This window comes from Acidovorax sp. Leaf191 (genome assembly GCF_001424425.1).
Taxonomy (GTDB): Bacteria; Pseudomonadota; Gammaproteobacteria; order Burkholderiales; family Burkholderiaceae_C; genus Acidovorax.
This window is the reverse complement of record NZ_LMPT01000012.1, coordinates 193,081-206,440: the sequence shown is the minus strand read 5'-3', so window position 1 is coordinate 206,440 and position 13,360 is coordinate 193,081. Positions and strand designations below refer to the sequence as shown.

11 protein-coding genes are annotated in these 13,360 nt (G+C 70.4%); 8 read left to right on the top strand and 3 right to left on the bottom strand.

All coding sequences use genetic code 11. From position 1 onward, the window contains the following. Positions 1-43: 43 nt before the first annotated feature. The 8 genes from ASG27_RS09465 (at position 44) to ASG27_RS25880 (ending at position 8,189) form a co-directional block, all read left to right on the top strand. Positions 44-991: an ABC transporter permease gene (locus ASG27_RS09465; protein WP_056415237.1), complete on the top strand. Its 948-nt coding sequence runs from the start codon at positions 44-46 to the stop codon at positions 989-991. After that, positions 988-1,878: an ABC transporter permease gene (locus ASG27_RS09460; protein WP_156370594.1), complete on the top strand. Its 891-nt coding sequence runs from the start codon at positions 988-990 to the stop codon at positions 1,876-1,878. Before ASG27_RS09465 ends, ASG27_RS09460 begins: the two co-directional genes overlap by 4 nt. Then, on the top strand, positions 1,875-2,918 hold the full coding sequence (locus tag ASG27_RS09455) for an ABC transporter ATP-binding protein (RefSeq protein WP_056415234.1): 1,044 nt from the start codon (positions 1,875-1,877) through the stop codon (positions 2,916-2,918). The genes ASG27_RS09460 and ASG27_RS09455 overlap by 4 nt, the downstream gene beginning before the upstream one ends. Continuing rightward, complete coding sequence (locus ASG27_RS09450; RefSeq protein WP_082485897.1) at positions 2,915-3,940, top strand: ABC transporter ATP-binding protein; 1,026 nt, start codon at positions 2,915-2,917, stop codon at positions 3,938-3,940. The genes ASG27_RS09455 and ASG27_RS09450 overlap by 4 nt, the downstream gene beginning before the upstream one ends. Continuing rightward, positions 3,937-5,220, top strand: a complete 1,284-nt coding sequence (locus tag ASG27_RS09445; RefSeq protein ID WP_056415232.1) for an amino acid deaminase — start codon at positions 3,937-3,939, stop codon at positions 5,218-5,220. The genes ASG27_RS09450 and ASG27_RS09445 overlap by 4 nt, the downstream gene beginning before the upstream one ends. Before the next feature lie 2 nt (positions 5,221-5,222). Continuing rightward, a complete protein-coding gene (locus ASG27_RS09440) occupies positions 5,223-6,146 on the top strand; it encodes a MurR/RpiR family transcriptional regulator (RefSeq protein ID WP_056173310.1) in 924 nt (307 codons plus the stop codon). Position 6,147: 1 nt separating this feature from the next. Beyond that, positions 6,148-7,629 carry an N-acyl-D-amino-acid deacylase family protein gene (locus ASG27_RS09435; protein ID WP_056415228.1) on the top strand — a complete coding sequence of 494 codons (1,482 nt, stop codon included), beginning with the start codon at positions 6,148-6,150 and terminating at the stop codon, positions 7,627-7,629. 383 nt (positions 7,630-8,012) lie between these two features. Then, positions 8,013-8,189, top strand: a complete 177-nt coding sequence (locus ASG27_RS25880; protein ID WP_082485896.1) for a DUF3606 domain-containing protein — start codon at positions 8,013-8,015, stop codon at positions 8,187-8,189. A gap of 134 nt (positions 8,190-8,323) precedes the next feature. Here the strand turns inward: ASG27_RS25880 and ASG27_RS09430 are convergent, their stop codons facing one another. The 3 genes from ASG27_RS09430 to ASG27_RS09420 form a co-directional block, all read right to left on the bottom strand. Next, positions 8,324-9,751, bottom strand: coding sequence for an efflux transporter outer membrane subunit (locus ASG27_RS09430; RefSeq protein ID WP_235508465.1), 1,428 nt, complete (start codon positions 9,749-9,751; stop codon positions 8,324-8,326). A 237-nt stretch (positions 9,752-9,988) separates the two neighbouring features. Then, the gene (locus ASG27_RS09425; RefSeq protein WP_056416281.1) at positions 9,989-11,950 is read right to left on the bottom strand and encodes a MacB family efflux pump subunit; all 1,962 of its coding nucleotides are present in this window, start codon (positions 11,948-11,950) and stop codon (positions 9,989-9,991) included. Positions 11,951-12,012: 62 nt separating this feature from the next. Then, the gene (locus tag ASG27_RS09420) at positions 12,013-13,227 is read right to left on the bottom strand and encodes an efflux RND transporter periplasmic adaptor subunit (protein ID WP_056415225.1); all 1,215 of its coding nucleotides are present in this window, start codon (positions 13,225-13,227) and stop codon (positions 12,013-12,015) included. Positions 13,228-13,360: the final 133 nt, after the last annotated feature.

The window sequence follows — 13,360 nt, the reverse complement described above, 5'->3', positions numbered from 1 at the left end:
GGGGGTGTGGTGCGAGTGGGGACTTTTTAAGAGACAAGCAAGCATGCGATTTCTATTGAAGCGGCTGGGTGGGGCGGCGGTGGTACTGGCGCTGGTGGCGGTGCTGGTGTTCTGCCTCACGCGGCTGGCCTCGGGCGACCCGGTGGCGCTGCTGCTGGGCGACCAGGCTACTGCCGCCGACATTGCGCAGGCGCGCGCCCAGTACGGGCTGGACAAGCCCTTGCCCACGCAGTTCGTGCTGTGGGTGGGTGAGCTGCTGCAGGGCAACCTGGGGCAGTCGCTCTTCCTGCAGCGGCCCGTGGCGCAGGCGCTGCTGGAGCGGGCCGAGCCCACGTTGTTCCTTGCGCTGTTCGCGGTGGGCATCGCGGCGCTGGTGGGCATTCCGTGCGGCATGGCCGCGGCCATCTGGCGCGGCAGCGCGGCCGACCAGGCCGTGAGCGGCGTGGCCATGCTGGGCGCGAGCGTGCCCAGCTTCTGGCTGGGCCTGATCCTCATCCAGCTGTTCGCGGTCAAGCTGGGGTGGTTTCCGGCATCGGGCTATGGCGACCCCAGCGCCACGCTGGGCGAGCGGCTGTCGCACCTGCTGCTGCCCGCGCTGGTGCTGGGCCTGCTCAACTCGGCGCTGATCATCCGCTTCACCCGCGCATCCATGCTCGACATCCTGGGCGAGGACTACGTGCGCACCGCACGCGCCAAGGGGCTGGACGAGGGCACCATCATGGTCAAGCACGTGCTGCGCAATGCGCTCGTGCCCATCGTCACTGTGCTGGGCCTGACCATGGCGCTGATGATCGGCGGCACCGTGGTGACCGAGACCGTGTTCAACCTGCCCGGCGTGGGCAACCTGGTGGTGCGGGCGGTGCTGCGGCGCGACTACCCGGTCATCCAGGGCACGCTGCTGGTCATCGCGGCCATCTACGTGTTCATCAACCTCGCCATCGACTTCATCTACACGCTGGTGGACCCGCGCATCCGGCTGGAGGCACCATGAACGGCCACGTCTCTTCGGCATCTTCGCCCTCCTCCCCTTCTTCCTGGCAGCGCTTTGCGGCCGTGCTGCGCCGGCTGTTCGCGCGCAAGGTGGTGATGGCCTCGGCCATCGCGCTGGCGCTGGTGGTGGGCATCGCCGCTGTGTATCCCGCCCTCTCGGACGCCGACCCCAATGCGCTGTCCATCAGCGAGCGGCTGCGCGCGCCGTCGGCCACGCACTGGGCGGGCACCGACGAGCTGGGGCGCGACGTGATGCTGCGCATCGTGCACGGCGCGCGCTACTCGCTGCTCATCGGCTTCGTGACGGCGGCAGGCGCCGTGCTGCTGGGTACGCTGCTGGGCATGTTCGCGGGGTTCTTCCGGCGGCTGGATGCGCCGCTGATGCGGGTGGTGGACGCCATGATGTCCTTCCCCGACATCCTGCTGGGCATCGCGCTGGTGTCCATCCTGGGGGTGTCGCTGTGGAACGTGATGCTCGCCCTCGTCATCGTCTACACGCCGCGCGTGGCCCGCGTGGTGCGCGCCACCACGCTGGTGCTGCGCGAGCTGCTGTTCGTGGACGCAGCGCGCGCCCTGGGCGTGCGCACCCCGAAGATCCTGCTCAAGCACATCCTGCCCAACCTGATGTCGCCCATCCTGGTGCAGGTGACCTTCATCTTCGCCTACGCCATCCTGGCCGAGGCCGGGCTGTCCTTCCTGGGCGTGGGCGTGCCACCCGACATCCCCACCTGGGGCACCATGATCGCCGGCAGCCTGGACTATGCGGACAAGGCGTTCTGGACCATCTTCGCGCCCGGCATCGCCATCGTTCTCACCGCGCTGTCGCTGCAGATGCTGGGCGACGGCGTGCGCGACCTGCTCGACCCCAAACTGAAGAAGACCGTATGAGTGCCGCACCTTTGACCGACCCCGCCGCGGCCCGCCTGGAAGTGCAGGGCCTCTCGACCTCGTTCGCCACCGACGGAGGCCGCATCCAGAGCGTGGCCGACGTGTCGTTCACCATCCACCCCGGCGAGACGCTGGCACTGGTGGGAGAGTCCGGCTCGGGCAAGTCCGTCACCAGCCTGTCGCTGATGGGCCTGCATGCGCGCACCTCGCAGGCCGAGGTCAGCGGCCAGGCCTGGTTCGTGCAGCGCGACGGCCGCCGCGTGGACCTGCTGGCCCTGAAAGAGGCCGACAAGCGCGCCCTGCGCGGCAACGAGCTGGCCATGATCTTCCAGGAGCCCATGACCAGCCTGAACCCGGTGCTCACGGTGGGCGAGCAGATCGCCGAGTCCGCCCGCCTGCACCTGAAGATGGACCGCCGCACCGCGCATGCCCACGCCCGGCACATGCTGGAGCTGGTGGAGATACCGGCCGCCGCCCAGCGCGTGAACGAGTACCCGCACCAGCTGTCTGGCGGCATGCGCCAGCGCGTGATGATCGCACTGGCCATGGCCTGCAACCCCACGCTGCTGATCGCCGACGAACCCACCACGGCGCTCGATGTGACCATCCAGGCGCAGATCCTCGCGCTGATGGGCCGTCTGCAGAAGGAGACCGGCATGAGCATGCTGTTCGTCACGCACAACCTGGGCGTGGTGGCGCAGTACGCCGACGCCGTGGCGGTGATGTACGCCGGCCGCATCGTCGAATCGGCCCGCGTGCACGACCTGTTCGCGCGGCCCGAGCACCCCTACACGCGCGGCCTGCTGGCCTGCCTGCCCGGTGTGGCACGGCAGCAGGGCGGCGCAGCGGCCGCCCCCGGGCGCCGCAAGCTGGTGGCCATACCGGGCCAGGTGTCGAGCCCGCTGGCACCGCCCCCGGGCTGTGCCTTTGCACCACGCTGCGCCCGCAAGCTGGCCGCCTGCGACGCGCAGATGCCGCCGCTGGAAGCCACCGGCGCGCGCCGCATGGTGCGCTGCATCCACCGCGAGGTGACCGCATGAGCGCCGTGCTGCAACAACCCATGGCATCCCCCACCGGCAGCCTTGCGCAGGCCCCGCTGCTGGAGATCCAGCACCTGCGCAAGTACTTCGGCAGCGGCGCCCACCCGGTGCGCGCGGTGGACGATGTGAGCTTCACCATTCGCCAGGGCGAGACCCTGGGCCTGGTGGGCGAATCGGGCTCGGGCAAGAGCACCATCGGCCGGCTGCTGACGCGCCTGGTGGACCCGACCGGCGGGCAGATGCTGTACCACGGCGCGGGCGCCGCGCAGGACCTGGCGGCGCTCTCGCAGGGGCAATACCGCCCGCTGCGCTCCAAGATCCAGATCATTTTTCAGGACCCGTACGCCAGCCTCAACCCGCGCATGCGCATCCGCGAGGTGCTGGCCGAAGCGCTGGACACGCACGGCCTGGCCAAGGGCCGCGCACGCCTGCCCCGCATCCACGAGCTGCTGCAGCAGGTGGGCCTGCGGCCCGAGCATGCGGACCGCTTTCCGCACGAGTTTTCCGGCGGCCAGCGCCAGCGCATCGGCATCGCGCGCGCCCTGGCCGTGGAGCCAAAGTTCATCGTGGCGGACGAGCCTCTGTCGGCGCTGGACGTGTCCATCCAGGCCCAGGTGGTGAACCTGCTGGGCGAGCTCAAGGAGCAGTTGGGCCTGACCCTGCTGTTCATCTCGCACGACCTCGACGTGGTGGAATACCTGTGCGACCGCGTGGTGGTGCTGTACCTGGGCCGCGTGATGGAGATCGCCCCCACCGAGGCGCTGTATGCCCACCCCCAGCACCCCTACACGCGCGCGCTGCTGGCGGCCGCGCCCATCCCCGACCCGGCGCAGCGGCGTAGCATCCCGCTGCTGCAGGGCGACCTGCCCAGCCCCGCCCACCCACCCTCGGGCTGCGTGTTCCGCACCCGCTGCCCCCTGGCCGAAGAGCGCTGCGCCACCACCGATATGCTGCTGCGCGAGGTGCAGCCGGGCCATCTGCATGCCTGCTGGAAAACAGCGCACCACCCCACTTCCCCATGACCGACGACTTCATCCTCGACCACCGCAGCAAGAGCTTTCCGCAAACCGCTGCGCCCTGCCGCGCGTCCGACCTGGCCGCCAGAGGCTGGAACCTGCTGGCGGACGACCTGGCCTACCCGCTGGCCGTCATACGGCGCTCTGCGCTGGCCCACAACCTGGCCTGGATGCAGGACTTCGCGGCGCGCAAGGGCGTGGCGCTGGCGCCGCATGGCAAGACCACCATGTCGCCCGAGCTGTTTCGCCAGCAGCTCGCGGCCGGCGCCTGGGGCCTGACGTTCGCCACCATCTACCAGCTGTCGGTGGGTGTGGAGGCCGGCGCACGCCGGGCCATCATTGCCAACCAGGTGGTGTGCGATGCCGACCTGGACGGACTGCAGGCGCTGCTGCAGCGGCATGCGGGCCTGCGCGTGTGGTTCCTCGTGGACTCGCTGGCGCAATTGCAGCTGATCGAGGACTGGGCCGCGCGCCGCCAGGCCGCGGGGCAGGTGGCCCGCCGCTTCGACACGCTGCTGGAGATCGGCATCCCTGGCCAGCGCACCGGCTGCCGGACGCTGGATGAAGCCCTGGCGCTGGCCCAGGCCATCGCCCGCTCACCCGCCGCGCAACTGGGCGGCATCGAGTGCTACGAGGGCGGCGTGGCCCGGTGCGACAGCGAGCACGATGCGCGCGAAGTCACTGCCCTGGTACGCCGCGTGACCGAGGTGGCGCGCCAATGCGATGCCCACGGCCTGTTCGCCGACCCCACCGTGCTGCTGACGGCCGGCGGCTCCGCCGTGTTCGACCTGGTGGTGCCGCTGCTGCGCACACAGGGCCTCTCGCGCCCGGTGGAGGGCGTGCTGCGCTCGGGCTGCTACATCACGCACGACCACGGCAACTACATGCGCTTCTTGCGCCACGTAGAGCAGCGCGAGGGCCTGGACGCATCGCTGCGCCCCGCGCTGGAGGTGTGGGCCATAGTGCAGTCCGTGCCCGAGCCGGGCCTGGCGCTGCTGACCTGCGGGCGGCGCGATGTGTCCTACGACCTGGAGATGCCGGTGCCCGTGCGCTGGGCGCCGCGGGGCCAGCGCACTGCGGGCGATGTGCCACAGGGCTGGACCGTGAGCGCGCTGAACGACCAGCACGCCTACCTGCGCTTCGACCCCGCGGGCAGCCCGCCCGCCGTGGGCGACCGCGTGGCGCTGGGCATCTCCCACCCCTGCACCACTTTTGACAAATGGCGCTGGCTGCCCCTCGTCGAGGACGACTGGGCAGTGACCGGCGCCATCAGCACCCGTTTCTGAGCATGGCCATCACACACACATCCCAAAGCTTGCTGCAGCAGTTGCGCGAGCGCCAGCCCGACCTGCCCGAGGCGCAGCGCAGCGTGGTGCGCGTGGTGCTGGAAGATCCCCGCGCCGCCGTAGTCGCCACGGTGGAGCAACTGGCCCAGCAGGCGGGCGTTTCCATGCCCACCATCGTGCGCACCTGCCGCAGCTTCGGGCACGACTCCGTGCGCGAGTTCATGGTGGCGCTGGCGCAGGACCTGGCCGTGTCCGGCTCGCACCTGCACCGCAGCGTGCTGGCCGACGACAGCGCGCACGACGTGGCCAGCAAGATCGTGCACGCGGCCGTGTCCTCGCTGACCGAGCTGGGCCGCAACCTCGATGCCCAGGTGCTCGACCAGGTGGCCGAGCGGCTCGCTGCGGCGCGCCGCATCGACTGCTATTCGGTGGGCGCTGCGTCGACCTTCATGGCCAGCGAGCTGCAAAGCCGGCTGTTCCGCCTGGGCTGCACGGCCAACGCGATCTTCGATGCGCACCAGCAGTTGGTCTCGGCCAGCACGCTCGGGCCTGACGGCGTGGCCTTCGTGATCTCGCACGTGGGCCGTATGCCCTACACGCTGGAGGCCGCGCGCTTCGCCCGCTCGCAGGGCGCCACCGTGGTGGCCCTGACCCAGCCGGGCACCCCGCTGGCCGAGGCGGCCGACCTGGTGCTGGCCGTGTCCGTGCCGCAGGACGCGGTGATGCGCGTGGGCACCGAGGCGTACCTGGCGCACCTGGTGGTCATCGAGATCCTGATGGTGCGCCTGGCCCAGAAGCTCGGCCCCGTGGCCGCACGGGGGCTGCAGCAGTTCAAGCAACTGCTGCACAAGCACGGCTTCGACAGCGCGGAGTACGCGGGGGCGCTCGAAGGCGGCGCGCACAAGCTGCCGGCGCGGGAGGAGTGACATGGCGCCCGCAACGCTGCTCAAGAATGGCCTGATCGTGGACGGCACCGGCGCGGCCGGCTGGCAGGGCGACCTGCTGATGCACGGCGACCGCATCCTGGCCATCGCGGCGCCGGGCCAGATCGCACCGGCCGACCTGGCCGCCGCCGGCACGCCCGAAGAAATCGACTGCACCGGGCTGGTGATAGCCCCCGGCTTCATCGACGTGCACACCCATGATGACGCGGCCGTGCTGGACGGCCCGGCCATGCTGCCCAAGCTGTCGCAGGGCATCACGACGGTGATCGTGGGCAACTGCGGCATCTCGCTCGCGCCCGTGGTGACCGAGGCGCCGTCCGCGCCCCTGTCGTTGCTGGGCCGCCTGCAGTTCCGGCATGCGAGCATGGCCAGCTACGCCGATGCCGTGAACGCGGCCCAGCCCGCGGTGAACGTGGCAGCGCTGATGGGCCACACGGCATTGCGCATGCGGCATCTGGCGGACTTGCGCCAGGCGGCCTCGCCGGACGAGCGCGCGGCCATGGCCGCCGACATGCAGGAGGCCATGGACGCCGGTGCGCTGGGGCTGTCGTCCGGCATCTTCTACAGCGAGGCCTACGCGGCCGACCAGGACGAACTCGTGGCGGTGGCCAGCGTGGCCGCACGCAATGGCGGTGTCTACGCCACCCATGTGCGCGACGAACTGGCAGGCATCCTGCCGGCGCTGCAGGAGGCCGCGCTGACGGCCCGGCAGTCCGGCCTGCCCCTTGTGATATCGCACCACAAATGCGCGGGCCCGGCCAACTGGGGCCGCACCCGCGAGACACTGCCGCTGCTGGAAAAGCTCGCCGAGAACCAGGAGATCGGCATGGACGTGTACCCCTACACCGCCGGCTCCACCGTGCTGCGCGAGGACCTGGTGGACGGCATCATCGACATCCTCATCACCGGCAGCCAGCCGCACCCGGAGATGGGCGGGCGCTACCTGGCCGACATCGCGCGCGAGTGGGGCGTGTCGCAGCAGGAGGCGGCTGTGCGGCTCAAGCCCGGCGGGGCGTGCTACTTCCAGATGCGCGAGGACGATGTGGAGCGCGTCATCGCGCACCCGCTGTCCATGATCGGCTCCGACGGCCTGCCGCACGACGAGCGGCCGCACCCCCGGCTGTGGGGCGCGTTTCCACGCGTGCTGGCCTGCTACTGGCGCGAGAAGGGCTTGCTGCAGCTGGAAGAAGCCGTGCACAAGATGACGGGGCTGTCGGCCCGGCGGTTCCGGCTGGGCGCGCGCGGCGTGCTGCAGGCGGGCCACACGGCCGACGTGGTGGTGTTCGACCCGGCACGCGTGAAGGACATCGCCACGTTCGAGCATCCCCAGCAGTTCAGCGAAGGCATCGAGAGCGTGTGGGTCAATGGCGTGTTGAGCTACACCGCGCGGCAGCGCGCCACGGGTGCGCGGGCAGGGCGGTTCGTGCGGCGGGGCAGCGCTGCAGAGCCAGCGCTGACTGACTGACTGCAAGGGGCGCGAAGACGCCCCCAAACACAGCCCAAAACACACCCCAAGAGAAGGCCCCACAGGCCAACTGACCGCAAGGCGAGTGGTCCTAGTCCTACCGGAGCGCACTGCACGGCTTGACTAGGATGAAATTGCCGGTGATCAGGCACCGGTAGATGAAGCGTCTTTGGGCCCGCTCACGCGGGCCCTTTTTTGCGCGCCGCAACCCAAGCGGACCCGATGCGCCTTCAGCCGCGCCTGAGGCATACCCTGCCGAACAATGTGCGCGCCCCTGTCCGCCAGACGACAGCACGGGCCGTTTGCCACACCGAAGCACTCTTGTCCTACAGGTCGTTCCAGGCGCCGATGCTACTTTCGGAGGCTTCATCTTAGGAGCCTCCATGAGCGACGACAAGAACAAGACGGCGCTGGACCGCCAATTCATCAACCTCAGCGAGCCGTATGAAGTCCGCAGCTGGACCCACAGCCTGGGAGTGACGGAGGTGCAATTGCGCGATGCGGTGGCCGCCGTGGGGCGCTCGGCCGACAAGGTCCGCGAGTACCTCGCATCGCACTGAACACTGGGCACGGCGCCTGGCCCCTCTGCCCTCGGATGGAACCAGCAGACGGCGGGCCATGACCATTCCACCCATTCCTGACCGGATGCCCCGGGCGAGCCCGCCTGCCGGCGTCCGGTCGCCTGCCGCTCGCATCATCCCGGTGAGCGCCCGGCGCTCTCCACGCCACCTCCCAGCACCCGGTACAGCGTCGCGAGCGCATTCATCTGCGCCAGCCGGTTGTCCTGCACCGCGAGGTCTGCCGCGCGGCGCCGCTCCTGCGCGTCCAGCCAGGTGCGCAGGCCGGTGGAACCCGCCCGGTAACGCACCTCGTACAGGCGCTCGGCCTCGCGCGCGGCGGCCAGTTGCAGGGCCAGCTGTTCGCCCTGGCGCAACAGCTGGGTGCGGGCCGAGAGGGCGTTTTCCACGTCCGCCAACGCCGTGTACAGGGTCTGGCGGAAGTTGGTAACCGACTCTTCGTACTGCGCCGCTGCCAGTTGGCCCGAGAGCCTCATCTCCTGCGCGCGCAGGAAGGGCAGGCTCAGCCCTGCACCCAGGGTGGCCACGGGGTTGGAGAGCAGGCGCAGCAGAGAGGTGCTCGACGTGCCCAGATCGCCCGTGAGGCTGAGGCCCGGGTAGTAGCTGGCGCGCGTGGCGTCGCCGCTGGCGAGCACATTGCGCAAGCGGGCCTCGGCGGCGCGCAGGTCGGGGCGGCGGGCCAGCAGCTCGGCGGGGGCCCCGGCAGCCACGGCCGGCAAGGCGGTATCGGGCAGACGCTGGGGCTCGACCGGCAGGACCTCGGACAGGGTGGCGGCACCGGGCGGCGCATTCATCAGCACGGCGATGGCGTTGCGGGTTTCCACACGCTGCTGCTCCAGCTGGGCCAGGGCAGCGCGCTGGCCGGCCACCGTCTGCTCGGCCTCGCGCAGCTCCACCGCCGAGACCGAACCCGCGTCGTACTGCGCGCGCACGAGTTCCTGCGTGCGCAGGGCATAGGCGAGGCTGTCGCCGCCGCTGGCCACGCGCTGGTTCAGTTGGGCCAGTTGCCAGTACAGCCCCGCAGCCGTGCCAGCCAAGGCCTGGGCGGCGGCCTCGCGGTCTTGGGCAGTGGCGCGGGCGGTCCACTCGGCCGCGTCCCGCGTGCTGGCCACGCGGCCCCACAGGTCCACCTCATAGCTGACCGAGAGCGATGCCCCGCTGCTGCGGGACGCGGCGTTGTCGCCCCCGTCCAGCCGGCGCGACGCGCCGCTGGACAGGCGCCCCGCCACGGTGGGGCCCAGCCCCGCGGCGGTGATGCCCGCCTGCAGCTGCGCCTGGCGCACGCGCAGCGCGGCGGCAGCCAGGTCGTTGTTGCGCGCCAGTGCGGATTCGACCACCTGGCTCAGCGCCGGGTCGTCGAACTGGCGCCACCACCGGTCGGGCAGTTGCGTCGTGGCGAAGGGGGTGGCCTGCTGCTGCTCCCAAGCGGCAGGCACGTCGACACCAGGCGCCTGGTAGACCGTGCGCGTGCCGGCGCAGCCGGCCAGCAACAAAGCCAGCGCCAGGGGAACCAGAGCGAAGGAGGATTTTTCGATGGTCGTCACGTGTAGCCGATCCTTCATGTTCATCATTTATTCAGTTACTCAATGCGCCACACGCTACCCACGACGCCCGAAACTGGCGCGCCCAAAGCCAGCGCCCCCGTGCCAGCGCCCCCGTGCAAGGGCCGCCAAGCCGCGCATGCGGCGCTTCGCTGGCGTGCACCGGGGGCGTCCCCCTCCCGACTCGCGCAGCGAGTCGAGACAGGGGGAAGGCGCGAAGCGCCTCAGGGGGTGCTTCACCTAATCCCGCGCCAGCGCATCAATGGGGTTGAGCCGCGCCGCGCTGCGCGCCGGCAGGAAGCCGAAGACCACGCCGATCAGCGTGGAGCAGGCAAACGCCCACACCATCGAGCTCACGGAAAACGCCAGCGGCACCACCGGCGCCACGCTGGTGATCAGCGCGCCCAGGCCCAGCGCGATGGCGATGCCCAGGGCACCGCCCAGCAGACAGACCAGCACGGCCTCGATGAGGAACTGCTGCTGGATATCGCCCTGGCGCGCGCCCACGGCCATGCGCACGCCGATCTCGCGGGTGCGCTCGGTCACCGACACGAGCATGATGTTCATCACCCCGATGCCGCCCACCATGAGCGAGATGACGGCGATGGATGCGACCAGCAGGGTCAGCGTCTGCGTGGTGGTCTCGATGGTCTGGCGGATGCTGTCGGTGTTGAGCACGTAGAAGTCCTCGCGGCCGTGGCGTGTCTTGAGCAGCTGGTTGATGCCCTGCTCCGCCGCGGCCATGGGCGCGGTGTCGGCCACGCGCACGGTGATGCTGCGCAGGTAGTTCTGCCCCACGATGCGGCCCATGGCCGTGGTGTAGGGCACCCAGACGTTGAGCGCCTCGCTGTTGCCGAAGGCGTTGTCGCTCTTGGCGGCCACGCCGATCACGCGCACCGGCACGCTGCCCAGCAGCACCACCTCGCCCACCGGGCTTGCCAGGTTGGGGAACAGCTTGGCGCGGGTGTTGTCGTCGATCACCGCGACCTGCTGGCGCCCTTGCACCGCACTCGCATCGAACACCGTGCCCTGCGCCAGCTTCACGGCCTTGACGCGGAAGTACTGCTCGCCCACGCCGTTGATGGTGCCGGTCAGCTCCACGTTGCGCCAGCGAAACCGCGCCGATGCATTGAGGTTGGGCGTGACGCTGTCCACATAGGGCTGGGCGGCCAGGGCGTCGGCATCGGCAGGTACCAGCGTGCGCACCGCGGCCGAGCGCACGTCTCCGAAGCCCGAGCCCGAGAACACCTCGATGGTGTTGGTGCCGATGGCACTGATGTCGGCCAGCACCTTCTTTTGCGTGCCCGCGCCCAGCGCCACCACCGACACTACCGATGCGATGCCGATGACGATGCCCAGCATGGTCAGGAAGGTGCGCAGCCGGTGCGCGTTCATGGCCAGGAGCGCCATGTGGAAGGCCTCGCGAAAGCGGTCGCCAAAGGCGGACAGGCGCGCGAAGAAGCCCGTGGGGGCGCGGCTGGCAGGTCGGCTGGCGCCCGTGCCGGGCGCAGCAGCCCCCTCGCGCCGCGTGTCGCCCACGATGGCGCCGTCGCGGATCTCGATCACGCGCTGCGCGTGGGCGGCCACGCCCATGTCGTGCGTGACGATGATGATGGTGTGGCCTTCGGCATGCAGCTCTGCGAGGATCTTCATCACCTCGGCGCCGGAATGCGTGTCCAGCGCACCGGTGGGCTCGTCGGCCAGGATCACGCGCCCGCCGTTCATCAGCGCGCGGGCAATCGATACGCGCTGCTGCTGTCCGCCCGAGAGCTTGCCCGGCGTGTGGTGCATGCGGTCGGCCAGGCCCAGGCGCGCCAGCAGCGCGGCCGAGCGCTCGTGCCGCTGCGCGCGCGTGCGCCCGGCGTACACCGCGGGCACCTCCACGTTGCCCTGGGCCGTGAGGTCCGACAGCAGGTGGTAGCGCTGGAAGATGAAGCCGAAGTGCTCGCGCCGCAGCTCGGCCAGTTCGTCGGGCGACAGCTGCCCGGTCTCGCGCCCCTCCACGCAGTAGCTGCCGCGCGTGGGCGTGTCCAGGCAGCCCAGGATGTTCATCAGCGTGGACTTGCCCGAGCCCGACTGCCCGACGATGGCCACCATCTCGCCCGCGTGGATCGTCAGGTGCACGTCCTTGAGCACGGCCAGCACCTGGTCGCCGGCCGGGAACTCGCGCGTCACGCCGCGGATGTCGAGCAGGGGCTGCACTGCCGTGCCTGTCGCCCCGCCCGGGTCGCTGGTATGGCCGTGCAGGGCCTGCGCCGCCCCGCTCACTGCCGTGGCGGGCCGCCGCGCATGCGGCCCGGGTTGGTGGCCGATGGCGCGGTGGCGCCGTCGCCCAGCACCACCTTCTCGCCGGCGGCCAGGCCCTCGGTGACCTGCGCGCTGACGTTGTTGTTCAACCCGATCTTCACCTGGCGGGGCGCGGCGTTGCCCTCGGCGTCGACCACGCGCACGGTGGTGGTGCCGTCGGCATGGCGCTCCCCCAGCGCGGCGGACGGGATGGTGACCACGCCCTTGGCCTCGGCTCGCACGATGTAGACCTGCGCCGTCATGGAGATGCGCAGCTTGCCATCGGGGTTGGGGGCATCGAACAGGCCGTTGTAGTAGATGGCGGTGGCCGCGGCATTGCTGCCGGTGGCCGCGCTGGACTGCGATGACTCGGTGGCGATGGAGTCCGGCGCGGGCTCCACCGCACGCAGCGTGGCCTGGTAGCGCTGGTCGGGCTCGCCCAGGATGGTGAAGTACACCTTCTGCCCGGGCTTGACGCGGGTCACGTCGGCCTCGGAGATCTGGGCCTTCACCGTCATGGTGTCCACCTTGGCCAGCTTGATGATGGTGGGCGCGGCCTGGTTGGCGTTGACGGTCTGCCCCTCCTGCGTGACCACGGCGACCACCTGGCCGTCGATGGGCGCGACGATGCGCGTGTAGCCCAGGTTGACCTTGGCCGTGTCGGCCGCGATGGCGGCCTGCTGCATCTGCGCCTTGAGCGCGTCGATGTCGGCCAGCGTGGTGCGGTAGGTGGCCTCGGCCGCCTCCAGGTCGGCCTGCGGGCCGGCGTCGGCCGCACGCAGCTGCTGCTGACGCTTGTAGGCCAGCTCCACCTGCGACAGCGAGGCCTGGCGCGCGCGCAGGTTGGCCTGCGCCGTGGCCAGCGCTGCCTCGGAGTTGCGCACCGTGTTCTGCTGCGTCAGGGAGTCGATCTCTGCGACCAGTTGCCCTGCCTTCACGTTGTCGCCCAGCGCCACCTTCAGCGACTTGATCTGCCCCGACACCTGCGCACCCACGCTCACCTGCTTGAAGGCCTGCAGCGTGCCGCTGGCCAGCACCGTGTCTTCCAGGTCACCCGTGGCGGCGGTGGCGGTGATGAAGTTGTTGGGCACTTTGGCCGGGAAGAACTGCCACTTGACGAAGGCGGCCACGGCCGCGATCAGCACCAGGGCAATGATGCCGATGCGCAGGGGTTTTGGGGGTGAAATGGCCATGGATAGTGGGTGGATGGAGAGCTGCGGTGCGCAGTGCGGTCAGAAGTGGTGGACAGGCAGAGGTGGGCGAAGCGCGGGCTGCGCGGACGTTCAGGGGTGGTGGAGCGTTGAGCGTGGAGCGTGGAGCGTTGAG

Bases quoted from the DNA above. Each gene is read 5' to 3' on its own strand.
- ASG27_RS09455 (WP_056415234.1), top strand. From the start codon at position 1,875: ATGAGTGCCGCACCTTTGACCGACCCCGCCGCGGCCCGCCTGGAAGTG.
- ASG27_RS09435 (WP_056415228.1), top strand. From the start codon at position 6,148: ATGGCGCCCGCAACGCTGCTCAAGAATGGCCTGATCGTGGACGGCACC.
- ASG27_RS09445 (WP_056415232.1), top strand. From the start codon at position 3,937: ATGACCGACGACTTCATCCTCGACCACCGCAGCAAGAGCTTTCCGCAA.
- ASG27_RS09465 (WP_056415237.1), top strand. From the start codon at position 44: ATGCGATTTCTATTGAAGCGGCTGGGTGGGGCGGCGGTGGTACTGGCG.
- ASG27_RS25880 (WP_082485896.1), top strand. From the start codon at position 8,013: ATGAGCGACGACAAGAACAAGACGGCGCTGGACCGCCAATTCATCAAC.
- ASG27_RS09450 (WP_082485897.1), top strand. From the start codon at position 2,915: ATGAGCGCCGTGCTGCAACAACCCATGGCATCCCCCACCGGCAGCCTT.
- ASG27_RS09460 (WP_156370594.1), top strand. From the start codon at position 988: ATGAACGGCCACGTCTCTTCGGCATCTTCGCCCTCCTCCCCTTCTTCC.
- ASG27_RS09420 (WP_056415225.1), bottom strand. From the start codon at position 13,227: ATGGCCATTTCACCCCCAAAACCCCTGCGCATCGGCATCATTGCCCTG.
- ASG27_RS09440 (WP_056173310.1), top strand. From the start codon at position 5,223: ATGGCCATCACACACACATCCCAAAGCTTGCTGCAGCAGTTGCGCGAG.